Genomic DNA, 15,917 nt, shown 5'->3' on the forward strand with positions numbered 1-15,917 from the left:
GGTAGAATTTAATTGGATGGTTTTGTAGCAAATTTCAAAATGCGTAGATTAATAGGATCTCTCTAAACTTAATTACGCTGCAAGACATAACATTGCTGCCAGGATGATAAAGCTTCTTTAAGAGAATTCTGTCCTTTTCGTCTCATGTGATATAGTTCAATTCCCATTAATGTAGCTGCAGCGCAGATCAAGCTTTTAAAAACAAGCATGGGCTTGGTAATCCGCTTTATCTCCCGATGATCTTGTTCTGCCATATTGTTAAGATATTTAACCTGACAGATAGATTAAACTTTATTTAATCAAGAACGGCTTCTTTAAGAGTTTGAGGAAGTTGATCTAAATTATCTACACCAATTACCTCAAGGTTATTTTTGGATGCAAGCAGGGCTAAAGTTTTTAAACTCGAGATGGCATCAGTAATTGACATCATGTATTGTGGCCCTTCTTTTGGAGAAAATGTTTCCTCATAAAGTTCTATATCATAAGCCTTATAACCCTGTGTATCTGAAAGTGAGGTAATAATTGCTTGATAATGGGCATCATCATTTTTTATGAAGTTAATTTGACGATGCAAGGGAACACGTTTTAGAACACCATTATAACGGTTATTATGAGATGAAATGGAGAAATAGATATCAGTTTCGTTTGGGCGACTTGGATCTTTTGAAAATAATTTTTTTAAACTTTTAAAAGTATAGTTTTTTGTGGCCTTATTTTCTACTGGCATTTCACTAGCATCAATTTTTGCTTCTACATATATAACACGCTTGAACGGGCAGTTTGCGCTATAAGAAGTTACGCGTGCCTCAAACTCACTTATTTTTAGGGGGGTACCAGTAGAATTGTGTACAGAATATAAAGCCCGTTCTTCCTCAGTGGCGAGGGCACCAGTGATTAAACAGGCAGCTAAAAATAAAGGTTTGTACATTAAAAAATTCCTTTCTATAAATATTTACAATTTACATATGGTATTATTTTTTTTGCTGCCATATTTTTTTAGAATTATTTTAAAGCATTCAACTCGACTTTGGCCATTTTTTCTTGAAGAAACAGAAGGTGTTCCCGGGCTTCTATAATTGTTTGAGAAGTTAATTTATCTCTCCATGAATTAATTGTACCCCCTGCCAAAAAACTCTAAGAACTTGTCTGGGAAAAAGAAAAAGTGGTAAGCAGTATGGGCGCCTTTCTTAACCTTTTGAAAGTAGGAAGGTATAAACAGAGCGCCAAAGAGTATCGACAAAAGTTTATCCAGTCTATAGATATCTTTAATGAGATTGTGGCTTCACACCATCATTATGCCGAATAAGAGAGGAGAAGGGATCTCTATTTTTCCCCTCCAAACAACTTGACGAAACCTCTCAATCCTCTTTCAACAATTTTGTGAGTCTGATGGCGTAGTAGGTCCAAAATCAGACCGTCTTACCCAAAGTCATAACCTCACTCAGCAGATGCAACAGATCGCCCATCTATTCACTTCTCTCAAAGATAAGTTAAGTGCATTTTCCAAGTGCCTAACTTAAGAAGGGAAGAAGCGCTTGCCAATAGCGCATCATGGGTGATAATTTTAAAAGTAATGTTGTTCATTTTTCCTCAAGCGTTAAGAAAGAATAATACCTTTGAAGGGTAAAGCCTGTTTTTAAAGCAACACGAAGAGAGGCAGCGTTGTTATAATCACAACTCCACTCAGGTACCCAACCTCGTTCTAAGCACTCTTGAATGACAGCTTTTACCACTAGTGTTGCTGTTCCTTTATTCTGATGCTTTGGATGGGTGGCAATAGCAATCTCACAGTGGTTATTTCCCACGCATGCTGCATAAGCTGCACTCAATACAACTTCTTCTTCACATACGGCAATGCCGAATCTATGTTGAAAGAAAAGCTCATGAGAGCCTACGACCTCAAACCACGGACACTGCCTACCAAAATCTGCATCGATGATTTTGTGGAAGGTTAAGCCTGGTGGCATTGTAATATTTATGCTTGGGTTTTTATAAAAAAGCTGGATTCGAGGGATGGGTTTCATCCCATGCGAAAGAAGGCGCGTATGATGTCGTTCATCACACACGAGAAGAATTTTTGGAAAAGTTTTAAAATATTGCAGCAAACTCATGAGTTCGCCATCATCCAATTCACCGGCTAAGTAACAATAAGCATCAGTGGTCTTAAGCAGAATAAATTTGCTTGGTTCATTGGGGAAAGCTTCTCCTAAGCATGTTTGATTAATAAGAGAACAAACTCCTGCTTGATTGGGAAGGCAATAAAGTTCTTCCAAAAGGTGGGGAGGAATACTTACCGCTACCGTGTTCATGTTCCTAACTTTCTCTTATAGAACTAGCTTTTTGCAGGCATATGCCATGAAAACTCTATCTTGCGTGTTTCTGAATTCAAATTTTGGCCACATCGCTATTGGCTGTCAAGGGCAATGTAAAAGTGCACCAAATAGCGGAGAAAAAGAGCACAGTCATGCATCTGGATCGGTCCGTATTGCAAGAGTTAAAATAAGATGTTTGGTTTTAAGAGGGTAGATTGCAATCATATCATTGGCTTTTTGTTAAGACTTTTGTCTTTAGCCCTGATGGGATCTGCGTTCTCTTCTCTCTCTCAATCAACTTACCGGCCTTTAGAAAGCCATGACGGTGCCAGAGTTTTAAAAAGCGGATCCAAAACGCCCATGCTTTATGGCAGGAAATAACTTTAAAGGAGAATTATGCCTAATGAAGTCAATATAAAGGCTATTCTTGCTCTCTAAAAGTTAATTTGACAGTACCCACTTCTCCCTTAATGAAGGGGTGCCTTTTTTGATTTTGGGTGACTTTATCCTAATGCTCGTTTGCCTATTGTTTTAAAGGAATCGGCTTGTTTGCCAATCCTCTTTTAATTTTATTGTCCAGTGTTAACGGCTTGTATGGACGTCTTGCAAGGAGAGATATATTATGGTATTTAGCTGTAAGCACCCATAAAAGTTTTGCTAACGCGTCATAATAATAATTTAAAGAAGTATGTCGACATACAACGCTATGCGCAAGACTTAGGACATTAAAATTGTCCTTTGACCCCGCTGATGAAACTTATTGAGTTTAGGAGTCCCTTATGAAGAAATACGCCCTTTATCTGTTATTCTTTTCACTATACATTTTTGAATTTTTGCCTACAGCCTCTATGAGTTCATCTTTAACGCAGGACAGTTGGGACTCTAAAGCCCCCAGGGTAGAGATTCGCCCCCTTAATCCTGAAGATATTAGGGAGTGATGCCCTTGTTGCTCCCTACCCTTTCTGCAGACATTCAAGAGTGGCAAAAAGAGTATTTGTTACTTCATCAAAAAGCTAAGCATTACCATTCTCATAAACTCGGTTATCCTGTCTCATTAATGGCGTCTCTTTATAATGAGCAGAGAGGAAAAGAAGACATAGAGGTGTTCCATGAACCGGGCCTTGAACGTCACAAGATTATTAATAATAGTGTTTTAGGCATCCTTCCTGGAAGCCTAGCGGAAATGTTTTTGGTTAATGTTGGTGACCCTCGCTATGAATCAAACAGCCATCCAATAGAAACAAAGAAAATAGAAAGAGACGTTATTGAAATCATGACAGCTTATCTTGGCTTGAGCCCTGGAAAAGGTGCAGGCTATGTCACGGCAGGGGGCACGGAAGCCAATTTTGCAGGACTGTGGTGGTCCCGTCGATATCTTCTTCACAAAAATGAAGCGCTTATTCAAGAGATTAGCCATAAAATAAAGGCGATAAAACAGAAGCCCCCCTTTGATCAACCATGGGCAATAGATGAAACAAACGACCATGCCGAGCTTCTTGACAAAAACAAAGCCTTCGGGGAGCTTTACTCGCTTGAGCAGATCTACAAGCAACTTTTATATCCATCAATATTCTTTACAGAAACTCATACTCATTGTTCTATCTTCAAAATAGCCCAGCAGCTTTGCCTTGATTGTAAGCCTGTTAAAGCGCAAGAGGATGGCTCTATGGATATAGCCTCACTTACAGACATGCTCAAAGAGCATAAAGCAAAGAATAGCTACAATCCTGTGATCGTTGTTGCAAATGCCGGCACGACTGTTATGGGAGCAATAGATGATATTACAGCGATAAATACGGCTTTACGTCAAACTTTAACCTCTCCTTGCACCTATACCATTCATATGGATGGGGCGTTAAATGGCTTTATCCTCCCCCTCTTAAAGCCCTTTGGAGAAGTGGACGATTATTTTCAATCGATTGGAGTTCGCACCATAGCTATATCGGCGCATAAATTCTTGGGAACGCAGGCGATTTGCGGCATGATTCTCACAACACAAGAGTTTTTAGAGCATGCCTTTCCTTTGAACACGCATATTATTGACTATATTGGGGATATCGCTGATATTACCTTTTCCGGCTGCCGGTCGGGACTTAATATCATGCTTCTTCATAATGCTATGTGCTCTCTTGGCTTGCATCAAAGAAATTACAGTAAATTAAGGTCCCTCGTGAAGAGGAATTTTGAAAACGCTCGTTATCTCTCTCAAAAGCTTAAAGCTCTCCTTGGCGACAAAGAGGTCTTATGGAAGGACGGTCAATTTAACGTACTCTTTAAGCGCCCGAGCCCCAGACTTATTGTCAAATATAATTTGATGCCTGCTTCTGCAGATCATGTAGCCGCTTGTGTTCTTCAGAATGTTACCCGCTCCTTAATCGACAAATTTATTGATGATTATCAAACTGAGCTCACAACGGGGCTTTGTCAAGTTGTTGAAGAGGAATAAAAGCAGTGGAGTAACGTCCTCTCTCTTAGATAGATTGAGGGTGTGTCATAAAATTTGATTGAAACAAGCCAAAGGCTTCTTGAAGCTTGTGTCTATACTCTTGAGCTGGATAAGCACATCTCTTAATCTTTAGAAGTTTTAGAAAAGCCCTCATGCCAGAAAGGAACCTTTGAGTTGATCCGGGGCTTTTAAATCCACGCATCTGTCTTGAGAAATCAGATAGCTGACTTGGCATCTCGCCTTCTTGCCAAAGAGTGTCGATCTCTTCTCCTTGGTTATCGACCAGGCGCCAAAGCTAAAAGACATCCGCCTTAATTTTGACGCGCATTTCATCAATATGCCACTTATCCTTAAAAGCGGCTCCTCTTTGTCTCCTTATCGCTTACGCATATAGAGGACCTAGAGTCTTCACCCGTAAGCTGATCGCTTCATAAATGACTTGGATCCCCCTTTCTAAGAGAAGCTCACTGATATCTCGCAGGCTCAGTTTATAATGAAAATACAAACGGACAGCATAGCCAATGACGGCCTTGGGCAGGCGATAGCCTTTATAAAGCTCACTCATCATAAGCCCTCTTATAATCAGGATGATTTGAATGAACACATTTTATCTCAATCCTAGACACTCATCAACTTGACAAAGCTATAAATAGAGTTTTCATTTGTGGCGCTCTCTAAGATAATGACAATATAAAAGCGACTAAATACTTGCAAGATGCAGAAAATATAAGCTGCTCAGGTATTCTTCATTCCTTATAATAATTCTACGCTCAAATCCTGCCTTGATATCTGGTTACGGCCAAGAAGAGGTGATTTTCAATCCATTGTCACTATCCAAAAGTGGACCAATTTTAATTCGTTATTAACACAAGCTCAAAGTTTTATAGATAGGCTTTATGTTATATTTTAACGTGATCATTGAAATTGCTTAGTTTAAGTGTCTCAGTATTCAGTTTAGATAGAATATCAGTTAAGCAACATTTAAATTTTTGACAAAACTCTTGTACGTAAGATTTTTCAAAAAATCGCTTACGATAGAAAATTTCAAGGTTAATTGAGTCAGGATGCTGTATTGCAGTAATAGTGGAATCAATTGGGAATAACTTCCGTGACCAATAAAAACTATTCTCTTCTGAAGCATGGGAATGTGATTCATCCGGGATCCGTGGATCGTCCGCTAGAGATATTTGGCATTCTGCATCGTCCAATTTAAAACTATAATTATTGATTATTGCTGGTATATAATTAAACTCTATATTAGGCATCCTGTTTAACAAATTATGCTTGTTTTTTAAAATATAGCCTATCTCTCCTCGCGCTATAGAAAAATGTTCTTGAAGAGTTTTATCAGTAGATAAAACTTGCTCTAAAATAGCTGAATTTTCATTATAGTCAAAAGTACATGGTATCATGGAGGCGACAAAACCGATTGTATTCTGGAAGCAGCCATGTGTACGGTTATGATAAACTAAACTTATGCAAAATCTCTTTTCTAAGGTTAATTCATATAACACTTTTTGCAAACAAGATAACAAAATAACATATATACTTATTTTATATCTTTTAGATAATTCATCTAATTGTTTATAGGTATCTTTATTAATAGAAAACCCTTCTATTGCTGCGCAATTTTCGCCTACATTATGGTCATTAAAATATGGAAAATTAACCGGCTTGACCCCGGTCAGTTTCTGTCGCCAATAGGGTAAATCAATTTTATCCTGCTGTTCATAGTGCCATTTTACAAATTGGCTATAAGGTTTTGCATTTAACTCAGCTAAGGAAGTATTGTTGTATAATTTACTTAAATCTTGCCAAAATATACGAATTGACATTGCATCGCAAATTAAATGATGTATATATAAAATTATATAATATTCTTCATTTTCATTTTTCAGCACAAACACGCGCCATAAAGGAGGCTTATCTGGAAGTAAGAATGTAAAAGCAATATTATGGAAGTAAGAGTTTGCTTCTGTATCATCTTTAATATTATCTATAGTTAATTCCCATGTCATATTTTCTTGTATGTATCTTTGATAATAACCTGTGGAATTTTTTGTGTACCCAGTAGAAAATGCCTCATGATTGTCTATAATTTTTTGTATACTAGATTTTAATCTGCTAAAGTCCAGCGGGCCTCTCACCTTACACATGGATTTAATATTATTGTAATAATTAGCATTACTATCTAAGTCCGCCAGCTTGAGTAAGAGTTCCTCCCTGGAGCTAAGTGTAGAAAATGTCCAATTTGATAGAGCTTTGTTCGACATGATAGAAATCTCTCAATGATTCGGCGGAATGATCCTACTTAGGTGTAACGCATTTATTGCATGAATTCCGCTTGTTAGTTAGTAGTTTTAAAATAATACCTTCTCGTTTTTAGGCTTCGAATTTTTTTAATATCAAGGGGCTCGTTTTGGAAGCTCAGGGTACGAGTAACCAGTTGATTAGGCGTAATTACCCTACTTTTGGTTACTCGTACCCTGTCGAACAAAGCTTCTCATAGTGTTGATCTTTGATTAATAATTAGACTGAAGATAGAGTTGAGCGTCAATGGAGAAGGAAGATCATTCACCTCTAGATCTAAACTAAACTTGCTATTTATTTCTCCTAGCAAGATCGTCAATGCTAATGAACTTATTCCATAACTTTCTAATTCTATCTCTTCTTCAATGCTCTCTTTATTTACCTGGATAATTTTTGATAATTTTTCCCTAATAAAATTATTTACAGCTTCTAATTCTAAAAGATAAGTTATTGGTTCTTTGGATTTTTCATTGTGGCTATGCATATTTATTTCTCAAATAGTTTTCAATAAATCTATATTTTAGTTAATCTAATCCCAATGACTTGGGAGATAATTTTTTATCACTATAAATTACATTTAGTTGATTGTTAATGTATTGATTTCGACACTGTCCTCTTTGTATCTTACCACTAACTGTTTTAGGAATTGAGGCAGTCTTAACTAGAATAACCTCATAAGTATCTAGACCATGCTCTTTAGATAAAGCTCTGCGCATTGCTCTTATAATTTCTATCAACTGGTTAATATTTAGACTCGCAATAACTTCCTGAACAATAATTAACTCTTCGCGATCATCCAATTCTACAGAAAAAGCTGCATTAGTATGATTCTTTAATATTGAATGCGAATTAGATATGGTTGTTTCAATATCTGTTGGATAATGATTTTTTCCAGAGAGAATAATAACTTCTTTTAAGCGCCCTGTTATAAATATCTCTCCATCTCTTAAAAACCCAAGGTCCCCTGTCTTAAGATATTTTCTTTGACTTTCTTTTTTAGAAAAATCTGTACTGAGGTGTTTTTTATCCGCTGTATTCCAGTATCCTGGACTGCACTGGTAGCCTGATACCCATATTTCTCCTGCGTTTTTAGTTTCCTTACCAGATTGTGGGTCCATTATCACAACATCTAGACCCGGGACTACTTTGCCGCATCCTACGATTACACGACCTTTTTTTTCCAGATCTTCTTTTATTATATTTTCTTTTAAAGAATTGGTATCTAGACTCAAAAAAACAGGTTTTTCTCCAATACTGCTCGTAGAAATCGTTCCAACTGTCTCTGACATTCCATACAAAGGGGTAAATGCTTCAAAGTTAAAATTATATAATTTATACTTTTCATAAAAACTCATGATCGTCTTTTCACGTATTATTTCACTTCCAGTGATAGCAACCCTCCAATTATTCAAGTCAATTCCTTGTATTTGCTCTTCATCCATATAGTTAACACAGAGATCATAACCAAAACTAGGACAACCACTATGAGTTGCACGGTATTTTGACATAGACAGCAACCATTGCATTGGATGCGATAAAAAGGTAGATGGAGCCATAAGAAAGCAAGTGGCACCACAATATAAAGGCAACAAATAGCCATAGAGTAAACCGTAAGCATGAGTATGGGGTGCCCAATTTAAAGCAATGCTGTCTTCTTCATACCCTAAAGCTAATGCTGTGACCTTAAAGTTTTTGGTCATATTTTCTTGCGTACAAATTACACCTTTAGGGGAGGAGGTAGATCCAGATGTATACTGTAAGTAGGTAATGGTAGATGGAGAAAGCTTTAAAAAGGGATGATTTTCTTTTTCATGCTTACCACTAATTTCTTTAAAATTGATAATAGGTAGATGGGAAAGAAAATTGAAAATTTTACCATTTCTTTCATATACCTCCATAAAATCTGAGTCACAAAGAACCATTGCTATATCCGCATCTTTTACAATAGTTTTTAGAGATGGCAGTGTTCTTTCCAGCGTGCTCTTGGTTGGCGAAGGTACAGGTACCGCAATTGCTCCTGCATATAAACAACCTATAAAAGAAACAATAAAATTTAATCCTGGAGAAAAAGGGAGAAGAATCCTTTCACGATTGAAACCATGTCTTTGAAGGTAATCACCTACAGTACGAGCCTGTTTATAAAGTTCACTATAGGTCAGTTTGCTAACCTCTGTATCACTGTCTTTGAGAAAAACACAGGCGCTCTTATTTGGTAAAGAGATAGCGTAGTGTTCAAGCATATAGAGAAGATCTTTTTCTTCTGGCTGCATAAAACCACCTTAGTATTATTTTAGATAAACTTTCCAAGCTTTGCACACACAAAGATAACAGTCAAGCCCTCTCACATGTATCCTAGTGATTTGACTGATAAAGAATGGGATTTAAAAGACTATTTCACTCCCAAAGATCCTCGTGGCTGTAAACCAAAACATGATAAAAGAACAATTGTTAACGCTATTTTTTACTTGAATAAGGGAGGTATTCAGTGGCGGATGCTGCCAAAAGATTTCCCCCCTTGGCAGACAGTGTATGATTGCTTCAGAATTTGGAGCCGCGCAGGCTTATGGGAGACTATTCTTGATTGCCTCAACACAAAGTACCGTCAACAACAAGGAAGAACACCAATGCCAACATATTCAATTTTAGATACGCAAACTGCCAAGAGTCATTTCCACGGAGAAGAACGCGGCTTTGATGGGGGAAAAAAAGATACAAGGCCGCAAACGTCATATAGGCGTTGATGTTTTAGGGTGCCTTCTAAGTGTTCACTGTCATGCAGCAAATTTTCCAGATACAAAGAGAGCAGCATTAGTTATGGACCGGTTGATTGATAAATACCCCTCTATTCAAGCTTTTGCTGGAGATGGTGGATATCGTGGGACGGCACTTGATTGTGCAGTCACCCAGCTCAACAGAGCATTTCATATTGCTGTAGGACTCACAGGAAAGTACGTTCCCATGTCTATGAGATGGGTAGTTGACCGAACTCTTGGGTGGATCACAAAAGCTCGAAGGTTAGTCAGGGATTATGAAGTTATCCCGGGTAATGCTGAGAATATGGTCCGTATCTCTATGCTAAAAATTATGCTTGCAAAACTTGTTTAGACTTTTCCCAGACAAGTTCTAAGCTTCTTTATAAATTTAGGACGTTTCATATCTTGCACTACTTGATTATAAAATTCTTGAAATATACTTCTTAAAACGTATCTTCTTCCGCTTTTTTTCATAATATGAGCATGACAACGACTTTTTTGTAGACAAGCACGGCAATCTTTAAGAGGAGCCCGATATATTTTAATCCCCTTGTCCACATAAGAAGATGGAGCTAAAATTACTTGGCTTGGGCAGGTAAATATATCCCGATAAGTATCATAATAAAACTCTTTTTCTAAGGAAGGAAAGGCACTACCACTCCGGCTACTAAACAAAGAAATATATGACCTTATTTGCTTTTTACTTATCTGTGTTAATAATTCCCCAGAGCCATAAGCTCGATCCGCAACAACTTCTTTAAGATCGATAGAGTAAGACTTCAAAATATGTTCAAGCCGATCCATATAAACTTGAGATTCATGAACAGCGCCGGTGGTAACGAAACAATCAAGAATAACACGTTTATAATCATCAATAGATTGATGGACTTTGTATTTTAAAGTTTGAGCTGTTCCTTTTTTATGAGCCAGCCAGACTGGCATGTGAGTCAGTAACGCTTTGATGAGTAGAGTTAGAAAGTTTCCGAGGAGTAGGAGGGTTAATTCCGTTGCCTTTTAGGCTGTTTATTTTTTCGGGGTGAGGAGTGATGTTGGCAAGGGAGTCCAAAGAAGCTTTAGCTTTGATTAAAGTACTATCTGTCATGAGACATTCCCCCTTAACCAGCCCCATTTTTTGGCAAACCTTCACAATATGGTTGAAGAATTTTTGGAAGATATTTTCGCCATATCTATCACGAATGCGGGTTAAAGAAGAATGATGAGGTACGCGATCATTCAAAGTTAAACAGCAAAACCATCTGTAAGCAAGATTAAAGTGTATTTCTTCACATAGCCTCCTGTCAGAAGAAATTCCGTATAAATAACCCACAAGGATCATCCTGAAATAAACTTGTGGATCAATAGAAGGGCGTCCATTATTAGGACAATAGGTAAAAGATGTAAGTTCCCTGATAAATGAGCAGTCAATGAGCCTATCAATTCTTTTTAAGAGATGAGATTTAGGAATTAAAGACTCAGTAGAGACATAACTAAAAAGCTGAGGCTGATAATAATGAATTCCTTGCATTTATTTTGCTTTTTATTGTTCTCATTATTTGTTGAATAATATCATATTTTTCTTTATAAATCAATTAGTTACATAGAAACAATAATCAAAAAGGACATATTTTTCTTCATATAGGAAGCTCGCAAGGGGCTTTTTCAACAGTCCCATTCGTTATCTTTGTGGTTATTTATCTATTGACTATTTAAAGTAAGTTATTATATCTTATTAGTAAGATAATTCAACTTACTTAAGAGGTGTGTAATGGACACAAAAACTGTTATGTCTTCTCGCGGACAAGTGGTTATTCCTAAAATGATTCGAGATATTATAGGACTTCACTCAGGGTCTGAGCTAATTATTCATTTAAGAGAAGATAGTGTTTTAGAATTTAAGCCTGTCTATAAAAGTCTCAAAGATTTTTTTGGGAAAGGAGCGCACAGGATAAAACACGAGAATGCAACAGCTGAAGTAGTTGATATAGATACAGCAATCGCTGAAGCAGTGAGTTCTAACCTCTCCTCTTCTAAATGAGGATATAGATGATTGGCATAGATACAAATATCTTAGTAAGAGCTTTCTTAGAAGATGACATTAATCAAGCTCACCTTGCCCAAGTATTCATGGAAATGGCATCTCAAGACGGAGGCCTTTTTATTTCCTCTTATGCTTTACTTGAATTTGCATGGGTTCTAAAGGTTAAAAAGTTCTCGAGAAAAGAGATTTATCAGGCTTTGATTACCCTCACGGACTCCCCGGGAATCACTATTGGTCAAAGAGATGTAATTTTAGCCGCTGCTGAAAAGTTTTATAAAGGAAAAGCCGATTTTGGCGACTATATGATTTTAGCAGAAGGTGAAAAATATGGAGGCCAACTCTTAAAATCTTTCGATCAAACTTTTGCAGAGGAATCACCCCATATCTCAGCTCCTGACTAAATTTCTAGAATTTAACAGTGCTGGTGTATAACGGCCAATAAAAAGTACCGCCGCATTGCCTCATGAAGTTAGAGCTTTGCAAAAAGCCTATGTTCTTTCTCATTTTTCCATTTATCAGATTTTTGAGTGATATTTTTGATTGGCTATAGCATAGCCAATTATTGTTCTTTAAGATTTATTGGAAGACGAACTGATTTCAAGTTTAAAAATTTTTACCCTCCCCTACTACGTAATCTATTAACATTCATTGTATCCTTGTATCCAAGCGCTTCTACTTACGCCGCGACGCTGCGCAGCTTCATCTACTTTAGCTAGTAAAAAATACGCCATTTATTTCTCAAACTTACAGCTCTTATCTTAAAAAAGAGATTACCAATTTTTATATATTCTATTATTGTCTTATAAAAATTAGTATACTTGTATAAATTTAATTAATGGAAGCAGTCATGGGGTGCTTTATGATTGCCTTAAGTTTAATTTTAATTATTGCTGGTATAATTACGCTATATCTTGGGAAATTAGACATAGGACGTTTACCAGGGGACATCTTATTAAAACGAGGAAACATAACTTTCTATTTTCCTATCATTTCTTGTTTGATTTTAAGCATTATTATTAGCTTTATTCTTTGGTTTATTAGGCGTTGACTATGGATTTATCAGGGAACGAACGCAACTAACAACCTTGGGTGGCATCGTCATCTATGGACCGATCCCGATTGCAATAAATTACCCGTCCTGCCGAGCAAAACCGAAAGCTGGGGGCTTACAAACAATCAATATGTGAAGTTTGCTTCACCAAGATCAAGCTCCATACTTTCTTGTTTTTCCAGCTGCTTACTCTAAATTCAGAATATTATCTATGTGGATCTGGGCTTGGTGGTATTTCATTAGCTGATGATCCTTTGTAATAGTACCGATGTATATTTCCGAGTTGTCTAAAATTTTCCCTTTAGCATTCTGTACAGTTGCCTCAAGTTTCACAGAGGCTCTGTCCTGGAGATTTGTTTTTAGCTCCCCTAAAAGTCCTTCGGTTTTATTGGAAATTTTAGTTAAATCTTGAGCAGAGATCCGCATTTTTATAACTTCGCTCGCAAGGTCGATCTTAGCATGGTCTTTAGCTTTAATTTTAATACAGTTAGCCTTTATAGGATCTGTTGTTACGAGGCGGGCTTTGTCATTAAAAATAAATTCCATTTTTTGAGCCAAAATAGAATCAAGGGAACATTGAGAAGAGTCACTCGCCTGAATGGAAATTTTACTTTTCGGCAGGGATTTAGGAAGGTAAATTACGGTTTTCTGTTCTAACTTTTTTGGGTTGCTCGTAAAACTTGTATAGGTAAAACTGGAATCATCTCCCAGAGTTACGCTGCCTATCAGTGGTTGGTTAGTAGAGTCACTAAAAACTCTTATTGTTCCGCGTGCGCCTTGAGTTATGCTGCCTATCAATGGTTGGCCCCTTATTTGAGGAGAGTCACTAGAAACTTTTATTGTTCCGCGCGAGCCCTGAGTCAATCTTCCTATGGCGAGGCAAGAATTAAGGAGTGTATCTTGGACCGGCAACAATACCTGGTTTGCACACGCTTCAAAAGTAAACCCTTTTTGGTGAAAGTTAAATCTGATTTTCTGGATTGCTTGAGAATCTGCCTTAACTTTAATGCCTACCGTATTATCTTCACTGGGCTTAATTAGAACTTTTCCGAATTCGATAGTAAAATTAAACTCATAATCCTTATCTGAAGCTCCTGGTAAATCAAACCTTTTATAGCTTCGAAAAACGCTCGCATTTTTTGTGCCTTCTGGCCAGAGGGGATTAACTGTTTCTGCGCCATAAACAGACATACTCAACCCCACAATGGGTAATATTAAGAATGATTTGTACATTTTCTGGACCCTGTTCCCTGTAGAATATATTTATCTTAAATTTTATCTTAAATTTATACAAGGCCTCATAAGAGAGACAAATTCAATAAGGTGGCTTTATTACATAAAAGGGGAGCAAGAATGCCCCCATTTACCAAAACTATTAGATTTTAACTAATTCTGACATGCCAAGATTAACATAATTCATGATAAAGCATCCAGGATGTAATTCTGCATCTTAACTTACCCACTACTTCAGAAATCTTTTAGCTATTATCTTCACTTCCTTTCTAAATGCAACAGAGTCTTTAAAAATTGTTATTATGCGCTTGCTTTTCAAGAAATAAATCAAATTTTTAAGTAAAAACTTGTTCATGTTAAATAAAGAAAAAGGGCATGAAAATATAATTAAGGTTAAAAATTTCACCCCGCAATTAAAAACGCTAGCTAAGTGTATGTATTACTATTATATATAGGTTCAAGGGTACAGTCAGGAATATCATTTGTTTGTGTCATTTTATGCGAACCTAATCCTGTGGCTTGATATAACAAAACAACAATGCATAGGCCCAGCAACCCCCACAAAATCACATGATCATATGACCAACAAAACTCAGAAATTCTGCTATTCAATCTACAATTATTACGGAGATATGCATAGGTTCATTCAACCGCTTCTTTTAGCTTTGAATGGCACAAATCCTACCTGCCTCGGAAATTTCGGGGGTTTGTGGCTGGAAGGCCTAAAAGTGGGCTTTATGGAAAATGGACGACTCAACCCTACTGAAAAAGGAACGCCGCAAGGCTCCTTGATTTCTCCCGCTTTGACGGTTATTGCATTATCTGGACTAGAACGACAGCTCGTTAGCACCTCACAAAAACAAAGAGATAAGGAAAAGATCAACATGATCGCCTTTGCCGATGATTTCATTGTGACAGCACAGAGCCAAGAACTTCTGAAACAGAAAGTCAAACCACTCCTCGAGGAAACATTGGGAAAGGTTGGGTTGAAACTATCGATAGAGAAAACAAAGATAACCTCAATAGATGAGGGATTTGAATTTCTGGGATTCCACTTACGAAAGTACATGAATGGAAAACTGTTGATCAAACCCTCAAAGGACAATATCAAGCGGTTCCTAAAAGAAATCAGAACTCTTATCAAAAAAGGTGTTGCATGGCCAACGAATAAACTCATCTATGCGTTAAACGAAAAGTTAACTAGGTGGACGAGTTACTACCGAACAGTTGTGTCTTCAAAAGTGTTTTCTTCCATCGATGATCAAATCTTCCTGGCGTTAAAAAAGTGGGAACTGAAAAGACATGCACGCAAAGGAAAGCGCTGGATTATCAATCACTACTTTACGCGATACAAAGGCGACAACTGGAGATTTTATTGTATGGTCAGAGATAAACAGGGGAACAAAAACCCACTTTATCTCAAAAATGCCAGCGATACAAAAATCCGACGTCACATCAAAATCATGGTCGCAGTGACTCCTTTTAACCCTGTTTACAAAGACTACTTTGATCAGAGAGAAAAGGATCGCAAAAAGCGCTGCTTGCTCAGTCACAAGACTGATTTAGCTGGGCTGAGAACCATTCAGCATTATGAGGGATTGAGCGGAGTGCTGAGAAACTAGCCTGCTCCGTTCTTAGAGGGCTGCTCCTGGGTAACTGGGAGTGGCTACTCAACTCTTAGTGGAGGATACCTGTAATGCTTCTCCACCTTTAGCAGCATAACCCTCAATTTTGGGGTGATCTCCTATTATTTTTATAGAGCGCTCAAGTCCTA

The 15,917-nt window shown here is 37.3% G+C and carries 16 protein-coding genes and 1 pseudogene; 7 read left to right on the plus strand and 10 right to left on the minus strand.

Annotation, left to right across the window (positions count from 1 at the left end; all coding sequences use genetic code 11):
- Positions 1 to 68 precede the first annotated feature (68 nt).
- From IG80_RS0110475 to IG80_RS13545, 3 genes and pseudogenes are all read right to left on the minus strand, one after another.
- Positions 69 to 275, minus strand: a pseudogene (locus tag IG80_RS0110475) (DDE-type integrase/transposase/recombinase); the annotation flags it as partial.
- Positions 276 to 295: 20 nt separating this feature from the next.
- Positions 296 to 928 carry a hypothetical protein gene (locus IG80_RS0110480; RefSeq protein ID WP_032114016.1) on the minus strand — a complete coding sequence of 211 codons (633 nt, stop codon included), beginning with the start codon at positions 926 to 928 and terminating at the stop codon, positions 296 to 298.
- A gap of 652 nt (positions 929 to 1,580) precedes the next feature.
- A complete protein-coding gene (locus IG80_RS13545; protein ID WP_052046368.1) occupies positions 1,581 to 2,309 on the minus strand; it encodes a GNAT family N-acetyltransferase in 729 nt (242 codons plus the stop codon).
- Positions 2,310 to 3,249: 940 nt separating this feature from the next.
- Between IG80_RS13545 and IG80_RS0110495 the strand changes: the two genes are divergently transcribed.
- Positions 3,250 to 4,758 (plus strand): pyridoxal-dependent decarboxylase, encoded by a 1,509-nt coding sequence (locus tag IG80_RS0110495; protein ID WP_032114018.1) that lies wholly within the window; start codon positions 3,250 to 3,252, stop codon positions 4,756 to 4,758.
- Positions 4,759 to 5,140: 382 nt separating this feature from the next.
- Here the strand turns inward: IG80_RS0110495 and IG80_RS12715 are convergent, their stop codons facing one another.
- From IG80_RS12715 to IG80_RS0110520, 4 genes are all read right to left on the minus strand, one after another.
- Positions 5,141 to 5,326: a hypothetical protein gene (locus tag IG80_RS12715; RefSeq protein ID WP_156962183.1), complete on the minus strand. Its 186-nt coding sequence runs from the start codon at positions 5,324 to 5,326 to the stop codon at positions 5,141 to 5,143.
- 331 nt (positions 5,327 to 5,657) lie between these two features.
- Complete coding sequence (locus IG80_RS0110510; protein ID WP_032114020.1) at positions 5,658 to 7,031, minus strand: condensation domain-containing protein; 1,374 nt, start codon at positions 7,029 to 7,031, stop codon at positions 5,658 to 5,660.
- Positions 7,032 to 7,261: 230 nt separating this feature from the next.
- A complete protein-coding gene (locus IG80_RS0110515; RefSeq protein WP_032114021.1) occupies positions 7,262 to 7,552 on the minus strand; it encodes a phosphopantetheine-binding protein in 291 nt (96 codons plus the stop codon).
- Positions 7,553 to 7,592: 40 nt separating this feature from the next.
- Positions 7,593 to 9,338 carry a fatty acyl-AMP ligase gene (locus IG80_RS0110520; protein ID WP_032114022.1) on the minus strand — a complete coding sequence of 582 codons (1,746 nt, stop codon included), beginning with the start codon at positions 9,336 to 9,338 and terminating at the stop codon, positions 7,593 to 7,595.
- A gap of 75 nt (positions 9,339 to 9,413) precedes the next feature.
- On the opposite strand from IG80_RS0110520, the gene IG80_RS15880 reads away from it, so the two are divergent.
- Both IG80_RS15880 and IG80_RS15885 read left to right on the plus strand, forming a co-directional pair.
- Positions 9,414 to 9,809 (plus strand): IS5 family transposase, encoded by a 396-nt coding sequence (locus IG80_RS15880; protein ID WP_052046370.1) that lies wholly within the window; start codon positions 9,414 to 9,416, stop codon positions 9,807 to 9,809.
- Positions 9,763 to 10,173 carry a transposase gene (locus IG80_RS15885; RefSeq protein ID WP_198027373.1) on the plus strand — a complete coding sequence of 137 codons (411 nt, stop codon included), beginning with the start codon at positions 9,763 to 9,765 and terminating at the stop codon, positions 10,171 to 10,173. The genes IG80_RS15880 and IG80_RS15885 overlap by 47 nt, the downstream gene beginning before the upstream one ends.
- Here IG80_RS15885 and IG80_RS13560 read toward each other — a convergent pair.
- Together IG80_RS13560 and IG80_RS13565 are read right to left on the minus strand one after the other, a co-directional pair.
- The gene (locus IG80_RS13560; protein WP_052046372.1) at positions 10,170 to 10,763 is read right to left on the minus strand and encodes a transposase; all 594 of its coding nucleotides are present in this window, start codon (positions 10,761 to 10,763) and stop codon (positions 10,170 to 10,172) included. The two genes, IG80_RS15885 and IG80_RS13560, sit on opposite strands and share 4 nt — an antisense overlap.
- The gene (locus IG80_RS13565) at positions 10,741 to 11,346 is read right to left on the minus strand and encodes a transposase (protein WP_052046373.1); all 606 of its coding nucleotides are present in this window, start codon (positions 11,344 to 11,346) and stop codon (positions 10,741 to 10,743) included. The genes IG80_RS13560 and IG80_RS13565 overlap by 23 nt, the downstream gene beginning before the upstream one ends.
- 240 nt (positions 11,347 to 11,586) lie before the next feature.
- Between IG80_RS13565 and IG80_RS0110535 the strand changes: the two genes are divergently transcribed.
- The 3 genes from IG80_RS0110535 to IG80_RS16965 all read left to right on the plus strand — a co-directional run bounded on the left by IG80_RS0110535 (position 11,587) and on the right by IG80_RS16965 (position 12,907).
- A complete protein-coding gene (locus IG80_RS0110535) occupies positions 11,587 to 11,856 on the plus strand; it encodes an AbrB/MazE/SpoVT family DNA-binding domain-containing protein (RefSeq protein WP_032114023.1) in 270 nt (89 codons plus the stop codon).
- An 8-nt stretch (positions 11,857 to 11,864) separates the two neighbouring features.
- Entirely contained in the window at positions 11,865 to 12,260 is a 396-nt protein-coding gene (locus tag IG80_RS0110540; protein ID WP_075553236.1) for a PIN domain-containing protein, read from the plus strand.
- A 458-nt stretch (positions 12,261 to 12,718) separates the two neighbouring features.
- Positions 12,719 to 12,907 (plus strand): DUF2905 family protein, encoded by a 189-nt coding sequence (locus IG80_RS16965; protein ID WP_156962184.1) that lies wholly within the window; start codon positions 12,719 to 12,721, stop codon positions 12,905 to 12,907.
- Between the two features lie 189 nt (positions 12,908 to 13,096).
- Here IG80_RS16965 and IG80_RS0110550 read toward each other — a convergent pair whose 3' ends face one another.
- Positions 13,097 to 14,143 carry a hypothetical protein gene (locus tag IG80_RS0110550; RefSeq protein ID WP_156962185.1) on the minus strand — a complete coding sequence of 349 codons (1,047 nt, stop codon included), beginning with the start codon at positions 14,141 to 14,143 and terminating at the stop codon, positions 13,097 to 13,099.
- 488 nt (positions 14,144 to 14,631) lie between these two features.
- On the opposite strand from IG80_RS0110550, the gene IG80_RS0110555 reads away from it, so the two are divergent.
- On the plus strand, positions 14,632 to 15,765 hold the full coding sequence (locus IG80_RS0110555) for a reverse transcriptase domain-containing protein (RefSeq protein ID WP_232224401.1): 1,134 nt from the start codon (positions 14,632 to 14,634) through the stop codon (positions 15,763 to 15,765).
- Positions 15,766 to 15,917 lie beyond the last annotated feature (152 nt).

The organism is Candidatus Paracaedibacter symbiosus, assembly GCF_000757605.1.
GTDB classification, from domain to species: Bacteria; Pseudomonadota; Alphaproteobacteria; order Paracaedibacterales; family Paracaedibacteraceae; genus Paracaedibacter_A; species Paracaedibacter_A symbiosus.